This is a genomic window from Pseudomonas sp. MWU12-2037, from assembly GCF_023242345.1.
Lineage (GTDB): Bacteria > Pseudomonadota > Gammaproteobacteria > Pseudomonadales > Pseudomonadaceae > Aquipseudomonas > Aquipseudomonas gingeri_D.
Map to the genome: position 1 here is coordinate 103350 of NZ_JALLIZ010000013.1, position 15967 is coordinate 119316.

A 15967-nucleotide genomic window follows, 5' to 3' on the forward strand; every position below is an offset into this window, starting at 1 on the left:
GGCGGTTCGCTTTCCTTGGCGGCCCTGGTAGCCGGGCCGTCTGATGGCTGTGATGAGGTGGTTATGCACGCGCAACTGAACGAACGACACACTGCTGGTGCCAGCCTGTGCTTCAGCGGCATCGGCAAGACCTTTCCCGGGGTCAAGGCGCTCGATGACATCAGCTTTACCGCCCATCCGGGTCAGGTACATGCCCTGATGGGCGAGAACGGCGCGGGCAAGTCGACGCTGCTCAAGATCCTCGGCGGCGCCTACATCCCCAACAGCGGCACCCTGCGCATCGGCGAGCGGACCATGGCGTTCAAATGCGCCGCCGACAGCATTGCCAGCGGCGTCGCGGTGATCCACCAGGAATTGCACCTGGTGCCGGAAATGACCGTCGCGGAAAACCTGTTCCTCGGGCATCTGCCCGCGCGTTTCGGTGTGGTCAACCGCCGTCTGCTGCGTCAGCAGGCGCTTGCCTGTCTCAAGGGCCTGGCCGATGAGATCGACCCCCAGGAGAAGCTCGGTCGTCTGTCCCTGGGCCAGCGCCAATTGGTGGAAATCGCCAAGGCACTGTCCCGTGGCGCCCACGTGATTGCATTCGACGAGCCCACCAGCAGCCTGTCCGCACGGGAAATCGATCGTTTGATGGCGATCATCGGGCGCCTGCGGGACGAGGGCAAAGTGGTGCTGTACGTGTCCCATCGCATGGAAGAGGTGTTCCGCATCTGCGATGCGGTGACGGTGTTCAAGGACGGGCGCTACGTGCGCACGTTCGAGGACATGGGCACGCTGACCCACGATCAACTTGTCACCTGCATGGTCGGTCGCGATATCGAAGACATCTACGACTACCGTCCACGGGAGCACGGCGCGGTGGCCCTCAAGGTCGACGGCCTGCTGGGACCGGGCTTGCGCGAGCCGGTCAGCTTCCAGGTGCACAAAGGCGAGATTCTCGGCCTGTTCGGGCTGGTCGGCGCGGGACGCACCGAGCTGCTGCGTTTGCTCAGCGGGTTGGCGCGCAGTAGCGCCGGGCATCTGGAACTGTATGGGCAAAAGCTGCTGTTGCGTTCACCGCGCAATGCCATTGCCGGTGGCGTGCTGCTGTGCCCTGAAGATCGCAAGAAGGAGGGCATCATTGCGCTGTCGAGCGTGGCTGAAAACATCAATATCAGTGCCCGTGGCGCGCATTCGGGCTTCGGCTGGTTGTTGCGCGACAACTGGGAGAAGAGCAACGCCGACAAGCAGATCAAGGCGCTGAAAGTCAAAACCCCCAACGCTGAGCAGAAGATCATGTACCTGTCCGGTGGCAACCAGCAGAAGGCCATTTTGGGCCGCTGGCTGTCGATGCCGATGAAAGTACTGCTGCTCGATGAGCCGACCCGGGGCATCGATATCGGGGCCAAGGCCGAGATCTACCAGATCATCCATAACCTGGCCGCCAGCGGTATCGCGGTGATCGTGGTGTCCAGCGACCTGATGGAGGTCATGGGCATTTCCGACCGCATCCTGGTGCTGTGCGAAGGCGCGCTGCGTGGCGAGCAACGCCGCGAACACGCCACTGAATCCAACCTGCTGCAACTGGCTTTGCCGCGCCAACGCGCCGACGGCCAGGCGAACTGAGAGGTAACTATGACCAGCCAAGACCAAGCGCTGCCGATGGCGCGCAAACCCCTGGACCTGCGCAGCCTGCTCGACAATTGGGCGATGTTGCTGGCGGCGGTGGGGATCTTCCTGCTCTGCGCCTTGCTTATCGACAACTTCCTCTCGCCGCTGAACATGCGCGGCTTGGGGCTGGCGATTTCCACCACCGGGATTGCCGCCTGCACCATGCTGTATTGCCTGGCGTCCGGGCATTTCGATTTGTCCGTGGGCTCGGTGATTGCCTGCGCCGGCGTGGTGGCGGCCATTGTGATGCGCGACACCGACAGCGTGCTGCTCGGCGTCGGCGCGGCGCTGCTGATGGGCCTGATCGTCGGACTGATCAATGGCATCGTGATCGCCAAGCTACGGGTCAACGCCCTGATCACCACCTTGGCGACCATGCAGATCGTGCGCGGCCTGGCTTATATCTTTGCCGATGGCAAGGCGGTCGGGGTGTCCCAGGATCAGTTCTTTATCTTCGGCAACGGCCAACTGCTGGGCGTACCGGTGCCGATCCTGATCACCCTGGTCTGCTTCCTGTTCTTCGGCTGGTTGCTCAACTACACCACCTATGGCCGCAACACCATGGCTATCGGCGGCAACCCGGAAGCTGCGTTGCTGGCCGGGGTCAATGTCGATCGCACCAAGATCATCATCTTTGCCGTGCATGGTCTGATCGGCGCCCTGGCGGGGGTGGTCCTGGCCTCGCGCATGACTTCCGGCCAGCCGATGATCGGCCAGGGTTTTGAACTGACGGTGATCTCTGCCTGTGTGCTGGGTGGGGTGTCGTTGAGCGGCGGTATCGGCATGATCCGTCACGTGATTGCCGGGGTGCTGATTCTGGCGATCATCGAGAATGCGATGAACCTGAAGAACATCGACACCTTCTACCAATATGTGATCCGTGGTTCGATCCTGCTGATGGCCGTGGTGATCGACCGTATGAAACAACGTTGAGAGCGATGATGCTTAGCGGTTGGTAACGCTCCAATCTCCAATGTAGGAGCTGTCGAGCTTTAGCGAGGCTGCGAAAGCGGCAGTACAGTCAACATGGATTTGGCTGACCCACCACTTTCGCAGCCTCGCTAAAGCTCGACAGCTCCTACAGGTTCAGGTGCAGGTTCAGGTTCAGGTGCGGGTACAGGCTCAGTCGGCGGAGAACTTCAGCACCGTCTTCTGGGTATAAGTCTGACCCGGGTCCAAGCGTGCTGAAGCGAAGTTCGGCTGGTTGGGCGCATCGGGAAAGTGCTGGGTTTCCAGGGTAAACGCACCCCAATGGTTGTAGGTCTTGCCCGCCTTGCCCTTGACCGAACCATCGAGGAAATTGCTGGTGTAGAACTGCACACCGGGCTCGCTGGTGTAGAGCTGCAAGCGGCGTCCGGACGCCGGGTCGCGCACGTCGGCGGCCAGTTTGCCGACGTCACCCTGGGTGTCCAGTGCCCAGTTGAAGTCGAAGCCACCCTGTTTCGGTTCGGCGAATTTGAGCTGGGCGTGATCGTCCTTGATGTGTTCGCCAATGGCGGTGGGTTTCAGGAAGTCCATGGGCGTGCCCGCGACAGGGGCCAGTTCGCCGGTGGGAATCAAGGTGCTGTTGACCGGCGTGTAGTGGCTGGCGTGCAGGGTGGCGAGCTGTTTGAGCACATCGCCGTTACCGGCACCGGCAAGGTTGAAGTAGCTGTGGTTGGTGAGGTTCAGCACCGTGGGTTTGTCGGTGCTGGCTTTGTAGTCGATGTGCAGCTCGTTCTTGTCGTTGAGACTGTAAGTGACCTCGGTGGTCAGGTTGCCGGGAAAGCCCATTTCACCGTCTTTGGACAGGTAGGTCAGGGTGACACCGACCGAATCCTTGTTCTTGACGGGCCTGGCTTTCCACACGTGTTTGTCGAAGCCTTGGGCGCCGCCATGCAGCGAGTTCGGGCCGTCGTTGAGCGGGACCTGGTAGCGCTTGCCGTCCAATTCGAAGGTGCCGCCCGCCAGGCGATTGCCAAAGCGGCCGATGGTGGCGCCGAAGAACGCCGTGCCGCCCTGATAGCCCTGGACAGTGTCAAAGCCCAACACCACGTCGTCGAACTTGCCGTGCTTGTCCGGCACCTTCAATGACTGCAGCACGCCGCCGTAGGTGATGACCGTGGCTTGCACGCCATGGCTGTTGCGCAACACGTATTGCTCGACGGCGGTGCCGTCGTTGGTTTTGCCGAAGGGTTTATGTTCGCTGGAGAGGCCGTCCGCCTGGGCACAGAGGCTGGTCATCACCAGCGAGAGGCCGATGCCGGAAAGCAGGTGTCTGGATTGCCGCATGACTGAGCTACCTTTTATTGTTTTTGATTAAATAGTTAGACTATTGTCTTTTTAAAGCGGAAAAGACGGTTTATTTATAGACAATGCCTCGACATTTGCAATATAAAATAAGACTAAATAAGAGCGGAGTGACCGTCACATGAATACCCAACACCCATCTGGCCGCCCAGCGTCATACCCGGATCTGCAAGATAAAACCGTGCTGATTTCCGGCGGCGCTTCGGGCATTGGTGAATCCATGGTCCGTGCCTTTGCGCGCCAGGGTGCCAACGTCGCTTTCGTCGACCGGGCACAAGCTCAGGGCGAACGCCTGGAGGCGCTGTTGCGTGCCGAGGGTCACAGCGTCGAGTTCGGTCATTGCGATATCACCGACGAGATCGCCTACAAAGCCGCCATAGGCCGTTTCGCCCAGACCCTGGGGCCAATCAATGTGCTGGTGAACAATGCCGCCAATGACGTTCGCCACACCCTGGATGAAGTTGATTCGAACACCTTCGACAGGCTGATCTCCGTCAATCTCAAGCACGCCTTTTTTGCCGCCAAGGCCGTGGTACCGATGATGAAGGAAATCGGGAGCGGTTCGATTATCAACCTGGGCTCCGTGGGCTGGATGATGGCTTCCAGTGGATACCCGGTGTACGCCGCCAGCAAGGCTGCCGCCCATGGCATGACCCGAGCCCTGGCCCGTGAACTGGGGCCCAGTCGCATCCGTGTGAATACCCTCGTGCCGGGCTGGGTGATGACCGAAAAACAACTGACGATGTGGGTGGATGACGCGGCCAGGGAACTGATCGCCCGCAGCCAGTGCCTGCCGGGCAGTGTCGAGCCTGAGCATATCGCCAATATGGCGTTGTTCTTGGCGTCGGATGTGTCGGCGATGTGTTCCGCGCAGAACTTTATCGTGGATGGGGGATGGGTTTAAGCCAGCCCAACCATCCTGGCCAGTTCGACGGTACGATTGGCATAGCCCCATTCGTTGTCGTACCAGGCATAGACTCTGACTTGAGTACCATTGATGACCATAGCCCCATGCGGCCATTGGTACTGTCATGAAGTCAATGAGTTCTGTTTTACACCGATTGCAGCGCATCGCGGCCAAGACTGATAAAATCCATTAGCTTCCTAAGTAAATGACCATGAGACGCCCATAATGAGTAATGAGCTGAGCGAGGAGGAGATGCGCCTGGCGCTATTTGGCCCCTCCAGCCCAAGCAGCGATCCTTTACCAACGCCTGAACCTGAACCCGTGTTCGTACCCGCTTCTGCGCCAACCCCCAAGCCTCGAGGTGTTGCGAAAGCACTCTCGCCAAAGCTGCGAGTCACGCTGCGTGCGACCAAGCAGTTCGGCGGTGACGTCGAGGTGCTGACCTATGATGCCAATACCCTGAGCACCTTCATCGCTGAGCAGGAGGCCAAGGCCGAGGCCAAAAAGAAGAAGTTCCGGTATTTCGAGTTGGTGTCGATCAAGCCCATCTAGCGGCTGTGATTCGGCTCACCGGATAGCTAGCGTCGGTGGAGTTCGTTGCCCGTGAAAATGATAGGTGTCCTACTGCGCCGAAGGGAAGCTATCGTCGGGGGCGGAACGGTGAATTCAGTGTGCTCGGCATTTACGGTGTACGACCACGTCCAACGGTAACTAGCGTTCGTTCATCAGCCAATGATCGGCGTCTTCCTGGCCGGTCTTCTGACCCTTAAAATATCATTTTTTAGAATTAAGATGTTTATTTTATATTAAAATTAATAATATTAGTTTATAGCTAAATAGAATTATATTTTTGATATTGATTCCGTTATGTTTGGCCCCTACAACCTACCCCTAACCTCGGATGGTACCAATCGTGATCGAGATTCTGCGTACCATGCCGCAGAGCGCAGCTCGGACCCACCTCCGAACCTGCGTGGCATGACAGGGTGATCTACCGCTGATCCCTGGAGCAGAGTCGTTGGAAGGGAATTCGACGTATGTTGCTCATTCAATCCTGTGATGTGATTTTTTCCTCCCGTCTTGTCCCTGACAGACGCTACGCAATACTGCGGCCCCCTCCTGGTTTTCCTCCCGGCGCATAGCTTGGTCTCCCGAGTGCCACGCCCCATCGCGCAGGTTTTCCAGCGCTTGTAATGGGCGCTCGGCACCCATCGGAAAAACGCGTATGCCGCGCTGTCCTGACGACAGCGTGAATACCCGACTTCGCGATTTGGATGCATCGCCAATGATGGCGACCCGTTGGAGTGGATATGAAACGAGTCATACAACATGCCTGGGAGTCGACTTCAGCCTTGCGGCTCAGTCCGGCAGTCGTGGCCATGGGGAGCATGTTGCTGTCAGGAGGAATCCAGGCCCAGGAGGCCTCGAATCAGGATGATCGGACCTTGTCCACCGTGGTGGTCACCGGTAACCGGGGGGGCGAACAGCGCACGGTGACCAGCAGTCCGGTGCCGATCGATGTGGTCAGCGCCAAGCAATTGCAGAGCACCGGCAAGCCCGGCTTGATGGAAGCCTTGAGTGCGCTGATTCCATCCTTGACCCTGCCGGAAAAAACCGGCTGGGACGCCAGTGGCATGGCTCGCGCGCCCAACCTGCGGGGCTTGAGCGCCGCTGAAGTGTTGGTACTGGTCAACGGCAAGCGCCGCCACACCAGCGCGACCTTGAACATCAACGGTATCAACACCGGTGCGGCGCCGGCGGACCTGGATTTCATCCCCATCAGTGCCATCGATCATGTCGAAGTGCTGCGCGATGGCGCCGCCGCCCAGTACGGCTCCGACGCCATTGCCGGGGTCATCAACGTCATCCTCAAGGCCGACACCAGCGGCACCTCGGTGAGCAATGCCGGCATCGGCTATGACGGCAAGAAGCAGACCGTCCAGCAAAGCCTCAACAAGGGCTTCGAGATAGGTGACGGCGGCATCGTGCAACTGGCCCTGGATGTGCGCAGCCAGAACGATGACAACAAGGCCAGCGCCAATGGCTATAGCTACGAGCAGGCCTATGGTCTGGCGGGCAAGTCCACCTATGGTGGGTACGGCACACCCAAGATCAATCTGCAGACCCTGGGATACAACGCCGAGTTGCCGATTGACGACCGGTTCAGTCTGTATTCCTTCACCACCTATTCGCACCGCAAGGCCGAGCAGGGGCAGAACTTCCGCTTGCCGACCATCACCAACACGATTACCACCGGCCCCAATGGTTATCCGGCGGGGTATGTGCCGACCTGGTACATCGATGAAGACGATTTCCAGGCGGCGTTCGGTGGCAAGGGCAAAGTCGGCCAGTGGGACTGGGACCTGTCCACCACCTATGGGCGCAACGCGGCGGAGCAGGGGACCTGGGACAACCAGAACCCGTCCCTGGGTGAGGCGACACCCAACAGCTTCAAGTCCGGCACCTGGATTTCCACCGAACTGACCACCAACCTGGATTTCAAGCGCGGCTTCGATATCGGCCTGAAAAAGCCACTGGACCTGTCCTACGGCTTTGAGCATCGACGCGACGGCTACGAAGTGAAGACCGGGGACTGGGCTTCCTATGCCGACGGTGGTTACTGCGTTGCACCTGGCAACTGCGCCTCTTCCGGAGCCCAGGTCACCAACGGCATCTCCCCGGACGAAGCCGGCAGTGCGTCGCGCAACAGCCTCGCCAGCTATGTCGATGTGGGCTTCAACCCGGTTCCGGATTGGTACGTGGGCACGGCGCTGCGCTATGAGCATTACAACGAAGGGGTAGGCGCGACCCGCAGCGGCAAGCTGACCACACGTTATGATTTCACCCCGCAGTTCGCCGTGCGCGCGACCGTGAGCAATGGCTTCCGTGCGCCGTCCCTGGCCAACAGTTTGTTCAGTGCCCGCTCGACCACCTACGGTGTGGTGGATGGTGTCTATCAGTCGATCAATTACGGCGTGCTGCCGGTGGGCTCGGCCGCCGCCAGGGCCTTGGGTGCCGAAAACCTCAAGCCCGAGCGATCCACCAACTTCAGCCTCGGGTTCACCCTGACACCCAGCGATCGCCTGAGCCTGACGGCCGATGCCTATGTGATCAACCTGCGCGACCGCATCACCCTGACCAATACCTTGCTGGGGAGTGAAGTCACCCAGGTGCTGCTCAACAACGGTATCAACTCGACCTCCGGCGGGCAGTACTTCATCAATGGTGCCGACACCCGCACCAAGGGCGTGGACCTGGTCGGCAATTACAGCCAGGACCTGGGTCGGTTCGGTTCCCTGAAGTGGACCGCGGCGTTCAACTGGAACCAGACCCGGATCCTCGACTACAAGGCCTCCACCTCGATCCTCGGCACGCCCTATGAACTGATGGATCGCCAGGCGCGCAACCTGATCACCGACATCCAACCCAAGACCAAACTCATTCTGGGGGGCGACTGGAGCGTCGACCGCTTCAACCTCAACCTGGCTTTGACCCGTTACGGCTCCTACAAGGAGGTCAATGACGCCAACGACCGCTCCCTGGATCGGGTGTATGGCGCCAAATGGATTGCCGATCTGGACCTGGGCTACAACCTCAGCAAAGCGCTGAACATCGCCATCGGGGCCAAGAACCTGTTTGACACCTACCCCAAGAAACAGGGGGTGCCCAGCAGCACCATGGTCAGCAGCTACGGCACTTACTCACCCTTCGGTTTTACCGGCGGCTACTACTACACCCGCCTGACCTACGCCTTTTAAGGCTACCGCCGCCGACACTGTTCGGTCCCCCTGGAAAAACACCCTGATGTGTTATTGCGTGCGAGGAATAGATCATGCCCATTGTTGCCAAACCCTTTGACCTCATCGATGAGGTGAATGCCTACCCGGTTCGCAAGAGCCGTGCACCGACTGCGATCAAGGCCTTGCGGGTGGTGCCGTCCCGTCATCCCTGGCGCTGGGCCGGATCGGTGTTCGCCGTGCTGGTGCTGTTTGCCATCGGGCATTCCCTGGCCACCAATCCTCGCTGGGAATGGGGGGTGTTTGGCCAATGGTTCTTCTCGGCATCGGTGCTGCGAGGCCTGGCGCAGACGCTGTTGCTGACCCTGTTGAGCACGGTGTTCAGCATCCTCCTCGGCACCGCGCTGGCGCTGGCACGCCTGTCCGGCTCGCCGTTGCTGGCGGCGTTGGCCTGGGGGTATATCTGGTTTTTCCGCTCGATGCCGGCGTTGCTGGTACTGATCATCCTGTACAACTTCGCCTATCTGTACGACCACATTGTGCTGGGCGTGCCGTTCACTGACCTGGTGTTTGCCCAGTGGTCGACGGTCGATGTGCTCAGCCAATTTACCGTGGCGGTACTGGGCTTGAGCCTGATGCAGGGTGCCTATGCGGCGGAGATCATTCGTGGCGGCCTGATCGGTGTGGACGCCGGCCAGCATGAAGCCGCCGCGGCGCTGGGATTGCCGGCGTCGCGGCGGGTTTTCCGGATCATCCTGCCCCAGGCGCTGCGTTCGATCCTGCCTTCGGGTTTCAACGAAATCATCGGCCTGGTCAAGGGCACTTCCATCGTTTACGTGCTGGCCCTGCCGGAGCTGTTCTACACCGTGCAGGTGATCTACAACCGCACCCAGGCGGTGATCCCGTTGTTGATCGTCGCCACGGTCTGGTACCTGATCATCACCACCGTACTCACCAGTGCCCAGTACTACGTCGAGCGGCACTTTGCCCGCGGCACGGCGCGGGTCTTGCCGCCGACGCCATTGCAGCGGATGCGCCACTGGCTCAAGGAGCAATCCCATGGCTGAGGCCGCCATCCAGGTGCCCGCCGGGCGCATCCAGATCCAGGGCGTAGGCAAGCGCTTCGGCAATCAGCAGGTGCTCAAGGACATCGACCTGAGCATCGAGCCGGGCCGGGTCACGGTGATCCTGGGGCCTTCCGGCTCCGGCAAATCAACGCTGCTGCGCACCATCAACCACTTGGAGAAAATCGACAGCGGCCACATCACCATCGACGGTGAATACGTCGGCTATCGACGCAAGGGCGACCTGCTCTACGAACTCAAGGAACGGGAGGTTCTCAAGCGTCGGGTCGAGGTCGGCTTCGTGTTCCAGAGCTTCAACCTGTTCCCGCATCTCACGGCCTGGGAAAACATCGCCGAAGCACCGCTGGCCCACAAACGCTGGAGCAAGGCCCAGGCCCGGGCCAAGGCCGGGGAACTGCTGGCCAGGGTTGGCCTGGCGGATAAAGCCGATGCTTATCCGCGCCAGCTTTCCGGAGGCCAGCAGCAGCGGGTCGCCATCGCCCGGGCCCTGGCCCTGGATCCCAAGGTCCTGCTGTTCGATGAACCGACCTCAGCCCTCGACCCGGAACTGGTGGGTGAGGTGCTGGACGTGATCAAGGGGCTGACCCGGTTGGGCGTCACCCTGGTCATCGTCACCCACGAGATTGGATTTGCCCGGGAAGTGGCGGATCACGTGGTGTTTCTCTGCGATGGCCAATTGATCGAACAAGGGCCGCCGGAACAGATCTTTCGTCAGCCCCGTCATCCACGCACCATCGCCTTCCTCGGCAAGGTGCTGTGAATTTTCCCGTGTTAAAGGAGTAACTGCCCATGTTGGTAAAGACTGCCCGTGTGACCTTATTGGCGCTTGCCGTCAGCCTCGCCCTGCCGGTATTGGCCGCTGAAAGCGCCAGTGTGCCGACTGTGCAAAAGGTTGATCTGAGTCCCGACCGCCAGCGCATCCATGCCCCGCGCAACGAGGCGGCCATCGCGCAAATCCCCCCGGGCTTCAAGTTCGCCCAGCCCGGCAAGTTTACCGTGGCCGTGTCGGGGGTGGCCGGGCCGCCCCTGGCGCTGCTGGCCAATGACGATAAAACCACGATCGGCAGCGAGGCCGACACCGCACAGTTGGTGGCCGACAGCCTGGGCCTGCAATTGAACGTGGTGCAGACCAGTTGGGAGGATTGGCCCCTGGGCGTCAGTTCGGGTAAATACGACGCGGTGATCAGCAACGTGACCGTGACCGAGGCCCGCAAGAAGCGCTTCGACTTCGCGACCTATCGCCAGGACGTCCTGGGTTTCTACGTCAAGACCACCAGCAAGATCACCTCCCTCAAGGAGGCCCGGGACATCGCCGGGCTGAAGATCATCGTCGGCTCCGGCACCAATCAGGAAAAAGTCCTGCTGGCCTGGAACGAGGCCAACGAAAAGGCCGGTATCGCACCGGCGCTGTTGCAGTACTTCGATGATCAAGCCGCGGCGCAGCTGGCGGTGCAGTCGGGACGCAGCGACGCCCTTTTTGGCCCCAATTCGTTGTTTGCCTATTCGGCGGCGATCACCGGCGGCATCAAGCTGGTGGGCATCGTCAACGGTGGCTGGCCACTGCGGGCCGATATCGCCGTGACCACCCGCAAGGACAATGGACTGGTCCAGCCGATCCACACCGCCCTGGAAGGCGCGATTGCCGGCGGTCAATACGAACAGGTGCTCCAGCGTTGGGGCCTGGATGTGGAGCGCATCGACAAGTCACTGATCAACCCACCCGGCTTGCCGGATTGAAACCTTCAGGGGAGTAATGAACATGGGACTGACTCGACGTGAAGCGCTTTCCAGCATCGCCGCCGTGGGAGGCGAGAAAGCGCTCAGGGATGCGCTTGCCATATTGGGATTGGGGCCGTCGTCGCACCGACGGCCGCAACCCTTGAAGCTGCAAAAGGACCTGGGGCAGGGCACCCGTGTGCTGGTGCTCGGCGCCGGGATTGCCGGGTTGGTGACTGCCCTGGAACTGACCCGGGCCGGGTTCAAGGTGCAAGTGCTGGAAGCCCGTGACCGTGTGGGGGGCCGTACTTGGACCCTACGCAACGGTGATCGGGTCGACTACAAGGATGGGCGCACGCAGACCGTGGCCTTTGACCCGGGCCTGTATTTCAACGCAGGCCCGGCGCGGATTCCCAGTCAACATCGGACCTTGCTCGATTACTGCAGTGAACTGGGCGTGCCGCTGGAAGTATTGGTCAACAGCAGCCATGGCGCTCAGGTGCGCCCGGACCTGCAACAGCCGGCGTTCACCGTCGGCCAGGCGGTCAACGATGCCCGTGGGCATCTGTCGGGGTTATTGGCCACGGCGGTGCGCCGTGATGCCCTGGACGATGTGTTGAGCGCCGAGGAACGTAGCCGCCTGCTGGCGTTCCTGCAGGTCTATGGTGATCTGTCACAGGAGCTGGCTTTCGAAGGCAGCATTCGCTCCGGCCACCTCGAATCGCCCCGGCATCCCGGGGCATTGCCCGCTCGCCCGACCCCGGTGGCCCTGGAGCGACTGCTGCATCCGGAGCTCTGGGGCGCGTTGCTGCACACTGAGTTTCCCGAGTTCTCGGCCACCATGTTTCAGCCGGTGGGCGGGATGGATCGCATCACCGATGCCTTCTACCTGCGCCTGACCGAACAGGTGCAACTGGGTGCCCAGGTGCGCCGTATCCGTCAGCTTGAGGACGGCGTGGCGGTGACCTATCACGATCAGCACAGTGGCCGCGAACAGGTGGTGCGTGCCGACTATCTGGTGTCGACCTTGCCGCTGCCACTGCTGGCCAGACTGGACACCGACTTCAGCGATCCGGTGAAGGCGGCGCTGCTCAGCACCCGCAGTGATCAGGCAACCAAGGTGGCCTGGCAATCCCCGCGCTTCTGGGAAACCGATTACCGCACCTACGGCGGGTTGTCCTGGATCGAACACCCGGCGCGGGTGCTGTGGTACCCCAGCAACGACCTGAATACCCGCGAGGGACTGTTGGTGGCCGGCTATGTCACAGGTCCTGGTGCCGATGCCTTCGGCGAGCAGCCCCTTGAGGCGCAATACGCGACCTCCCGGGAGGCGGTCGAGCTGCTGCACCCGGGGTACTCCCGGCAACTGCGTCACCCTCTGGCGGTGTCCTGGGAGCAGATCCCCTACAGCGAAGGCCCATGGCTGCAACGCGAACACTTTCCCGCCGAGGCCAGCGCCCTGCTGGAAGAACCCCATGGCCGGGTGTATTTCGCCGGCGACGGCCTGGTGCAAAGCGGTGTCGGCATCTGGCAGGAGTCGGCCGCCAATTCGGCGCGCCATGTGGTCGGGCAGTTGGCCGAGCGAATCATCCAGCAGCGACAGACAGCGGCCCTGGCCGCGTCATAAGCATTCATTGAAGGAGAAACAAGATGAGCAGCAGCATTCAACGTACCAGCGTCGGCGATTTCCCTATCTCGCAAACCGTGACCGTGCCGGCCTCCGCCGGCCTGGTGTTCGTCAGTGGCACCTTGCCGGACCTCGCTGACCCGCAAGCCCCGGCGGGTACTCCGGCGGCCTATGGCAATACCCAGGTGCAGACCGTTTCAGTGTTCAACAAGCTGCGCAAGATCCTCCAGCAACAAGATCTGGACCTGGGGGATATCGTGCAGTTGCGAGTGTTCCTGGTAGGCGCCGAGGAGACGGGCGGCAAGCTCGATTTTGCCGGGCTGCAAGCTGGGTATACGCAGTTTTTCGGCACCCGCGAGCAGCCCAACAAACCGGCGCGCACGGCCTTGCAAGTGGTGGCCCTGCCATTGCCCGGCGCCCTGGTGGAAGTCGAGGCGATAGCGGCCAGGACGGCTTGATCGTTCGCCCTATAACCCAAATCGCATTGGCTCGGAGCAAGTCGGGACTCGTGTCTCTGCGCTCAGGGCCATGCGTTGAAAGCGGAATAACCATAGAATTATATGATTCTTTCATAATTAATCATCATCAATATAATCAAATCGTCTTTAAAGCCAGCTTTGAGCCTCGTCGGATGCCACACGACTGACTCGGTTTTTCTCTCCGTCTCGCCGACCCCTACCAAGGCCTTTCATCAAGTTGAAAAAACTCATCATTGCCGCCAGCCTGTTGCTCGTCACAGCCGTGGCTCATGCCCAGCAAACCCTCGATATCAGCTACCAGCGCTCCTCGACGCTGTGGATACTGCTCAAGCAAAACGGCCAGTTGGAAGAGCGCTTGAAGCCTTTGGGTTTTACCGTCAACTGGCATGAGTTCAGCACCGGCCTGCTCAGTTCCATGAACGCGGGCAGTGTCGATTTGCATGCCGATGTGGCGGATGCCTTCGCGCTGTTCACCCAGGCCGCCGATGCACCGCTGACCTACTACGCCCGGGAACAACCGTCGCCCGGCGCCCAGGCGATCATCGTTCAGGAGAACTCACCGATCCACGCCGTCGCTGATCTGAAAGGCAAGACCGTCGCGGTCTCCAAAGGCTCGGGCAGTAACTACCTGCTGATTTCGGCGTTGAAAAAAGCCGGACTGAGCCTCACGGACATCACTGTGCGTTATCTGGAAGCACCGGATGGGGGCGCGGCATTTGCCAACGGCAGTGTCGATGCCTGGGCGATTTGGGACCCGTTCCTCGCCACCCAGCAGTTGGATCATCATGTTCGGACGCTGGCCGACGGCAGTGATGGCCTGGCGGATTACAATCGCTTCTACCTGGCGGGCAGCTCATTCGCCAAGGCCCATCCCGAAGTGCTGAAAATTACCTTCGATACCCTGCGCGAGACCGGAAAGTGGGTCAAAGCCCACCCGCAAGAGGCCGCACGGATCCTCGGCCCGCTGTGGGGCAATATCGCCCCGGCCACCGTGGAGTTGGCCAACAGCCGCCGCAGCTACGACATCATCCCTGTGAAGGTCGAAGAACTGGCCGAGCAGCAACGGATCGCCGACACCTACTACGCCGCCAAGCTGACGCCCAAGCCGTTGAAGGTGGGGGATATCAGCGTCTGGACACCGCAGCCATGAGTCGTCAAATCCACTTGTCCGCGTTCCTGCTGACGGGGCCGGTCATCCACAGCCATGCGGTGTGGCGGCATCCGGAAACTGTCGGCAATTACCTGGACCCCGAGTACTACGCTCGGGTGGCCAAGGTGGTGGAAGAAGGCTTGTTCGACTTCCTGTTCTTCGCCGATCGCCTGGCGGTGGGCGACCAGATGGGGGGCTCCCGGGACTTGGCCCTGCGCTACGGTGCCCAGGATGCCACCCGCTTGGACCCGTTGCCGATCCTCTCCTATCTGGTAGGCCAGACCCGCAAACTGGGCCTGGGGGCGACCCGTTCCACGACCTACTACGAACCGGCCCATATCGCCCGGGAATTCGCCACCCTCGATCACCTGTCCAAGGGCCGTGCCGCCTGGAACATTGTCACCTCCATGAATGACAGCGAAGGGCGGCTGTTCGGCAAGGACAGGCACCTGGAGCATGACCTGCGTTACAACCGTGCCGACGAGTTTGTCGAAGTGGCCCTTAAGCTCTGGAGCAGTTGGGGGGCGGATGCCCTCAAGCTGGATCGCGAAAGCGGGGTGCTGGCCGATCCGTCGCGGATTCGCTCGGTGCAGCATCGCGGCGAGTGGTTCAAGGTTGAAGGTCCATTGAATATCCCGCGCACGCCCCAGGGCCGCCCGGTACTGATCCAGGCCGGTTCATCCGGGCGTGGCCGACGTTTCGGCGCTCGCTGGGCTGAGGCGATCTTCACGATCCACCCGCACCTGAGCGCCATGCGTGCCTTTCGCGATGACGTGCGGGCCCAGGTGGTGCAACAAGGCCGTGACGCCGATGGCTGCAAGGTGCTGACGGCGGTGATGCCGTTCATTGGCGGCAGCGAAGCCGAAGCCCGGGCCAAACGCGATCGGCACAACGCGCTGGCCCGGCCGGAGCTGGGGCTGGTGACGTTGGCCTCGCAGTTGAATGTCGACCTGTCGCCATTTCCGCTGTCGGCGACGTTGGCCGAGATTGCCCAATTACCGTTGATACACCCGGCGGCCGCCGAAAAACTGCTGATGCAAGGTGCCGACACCACCCTGGAACAACTGGGTCGGATCTTCGCCAGCAGCGTGCGCGTGCCGCAGCCGGTGGGCACCGGTGAGCAGATCGCCGATCAATTGGCCGAACTGTTCCTTGGCGAAGGCTGCGACGGTTTCGTGATTTCGCCGGGCTATCTACCAGGCTCGTTCAGCGAATTCGTGGAAAGCGTGATTCCCCATCTGCAACGCAAAGGGTTGTTCCGTCGTGCTTATGAAGGCTCGACATTGCGTGAGCATCTGGGGCTCGGCGAACTGAAAGATTGAGCTCC

Annotated in this window: 13 protein-coding genes and 1 pseudogene; 12 read left to right on the forward strand and 2 right to left on the reverse strand. The window is 60.9% G+C overall.

Going from position 1 to position 15967, the window contains the following annotated elements:
• Positions 1–63 precede the first annotated feature (63 nt).
• On the forward strand, positions 64–1605 hold the full coding sequence (gene araG / locus M5B42_RS22255; protein WP_247263053.1) for an L-arabinose ABC transporter ATP-binding protein AraG: 1542 nt from the start codon (positions 64–66) through the stop codon (positions 1603–1605).
• A gap of 9 nt (positions 1606–1614) precedes the next feature.
• Entirely contained in the window at positions 1615–2583 is a 969-nt protein-coding gene (gene araH / locus M5B42_RS22260; protein WP_152740335.1) for an L-arabinose ABC transporter permease AraH, read from the forward strand.
• A gap of 189 nt (positions 2584–2772) precedes the next feature.
• On the opposite strand, the gene M5B42_RS22265 is transcribed toward araH, so the two are convergent.
• On the reverse strand, positions 2773–3921 hold the full coding sequence (locus M5B42_RS22265; protein WP_248747033.1) for an aldose epimerase family protein: 1149 nt from the start codon (positions 3919–3921) through the stop codon (positions 2773–2775).
• 139 nt (positions 3922–4060) lie between these two features.
• Here M5B42_RS22265 and M5B42_RS22270 point away from each other — a divergent pair, with 139 nt between their 5' ends.
• Positions 4061–4843: an SDR family oxidoreductase gene (locus M5B42_RS22270; RefSeq protein ID WP_103494901.1), complete on the forward strand. Its 783-nt coding sequence runs from the start codon at positions 4061–4063 to the stop codon at positions 4841–4843.
• On the opposite strand, the pseudogene M5B42_RS22275 reads toward M5B42_RS22270, so the two are convergent.
• Positions 4840–4944 (reverse strand): annotated as a pseudogene (locus M5B42_RS22275) (type I glyceraldehyde-3-phosphate dehydrogenase); the annotation flags it as partial. The gene M5B42_RS22270 and the pseudogene M5B42_RS22275 sit on opposite strands and share 4 nt — an antisense overlap.
• A 127-nt stretch (positions 4945–5071) precedes the next feature.
• On the opposite strand from M5B42_RS22275, the gene M5B42_RS22280 reads away from it, so the two are divergent.
• The 9 genes from M5B42_RS22280 to M5B42_RS22320 all read left to right on the forward strand — a co-directional run bounded on the left by M5B42_RS22280 (position 5072) and on the right by M5B42_RS22320 (position 15962).
• Entirely contained in the window at positions 5072–5398 is a 327-nt protein-coding gene (locus tag M5B42_RS22280; RefSeq protein WP_177100641.1) for a hypothetical protein, read from the forward strand.
• A gap of 758 nt (positions 5399–6156) precedes the next feature.
• On the forward strand, positions 6157–8604 hold the full coding sequence (locus M5B42_RS22285) for a TonB-dependent receptor (protein WP_248747034.1): 2448 nt from the start codon (positions 6157–6159) through the stop codon (positions 8602–8604).
• A 74-nt stretch (positions 8605–8678) separates the two neighbouring features.
• Positions 8679–9650, forward strand: coding sequence for an amino acid ABC transporter permease (locus M5B42_RS22290; RefSeq protein ID WP_152740340.1), 972 nt, complete (start codon positions 8679–8681; stop codon positions 9648–9650).
• Complete coding sequence (locus M5B42_RS22295; RefSeq protein WP_248747035.1) at positions 9643–10428, forward strand: amino acid ABC transporter ATP-binding protein; 786 nt, start codon at positions 9643–9645, stop codon at positions 10426–10428. The genes M5B42_RS22290 and M5B42_RS22295 overlap by 8 nt, the downstream gene beginning before the upstream one ends.
• Positions 10429–10457: 29 nt before the next feature.
• Positions 10458–11405 carry an ABC transporter substrate-binding protein gene (locus M5B42_RS22300; RefSeq protein ID WP_248747036.1) on the forward strand — a complete coding sequence of 316 codons (948 nt, stop codon included), beginning with the start codon at positions 10458–10460 and terminating at the stop codon, positions 11403–11405.
• 22 nt (positions 11406–11427) lie between these two features.
• Positions 11428–13011, forward strand: coding sequence for an FAD-dependent oxidoreductase (locus M5B42_RS22305; protein ID WP_248747037.1), 1584 nt, complete (start codon positions 11428–11430; stop codon positions 13009–13011).
• A gap of 23 nt (positions 13012–13034) precedes the next feature.
• Complete coding sequence (locus M5B42_RS22310; protein WP_248747038.1) at positions 13035–13469, forward strand: RidA family protein; 435 nt, start codon at positions 13035–13037, stop codon at positions 13467–13469.
• Between the two features lie 232 nt (positions 13470–13701).
• Positions 13702–14640 carry an aliphatic sulfonate ABC transporter substrate-binding protein gene (locus M5B42_RS22315; protein WP_248747064.1) on the forward strand — a complete coding sequence of 313 codons (939 nt, stop codon included), beginning with the start codon at positions 13702–13704 and terminating at the stop codon, positions 14638–14640.
• Positions 14637–15962 carry an LLM class flavin-dependent oxidoreductase gene (locus M5B42_RS22320; RefSeq protein WP_248747039.1) on the forward strand — a complete coding sequence of 442 codons (1326 nt, stop codon included), beginning with the start codon at positions 14637–14639 and terminating at the stop codon, positions 15960–15962. Before M5B42_RS22315 ends, M5B42_RS22320 begins: the two co-directional genes overlap by 4 nt.
• Positions 15963–15967: the final 5 nt, after the last annotated feature.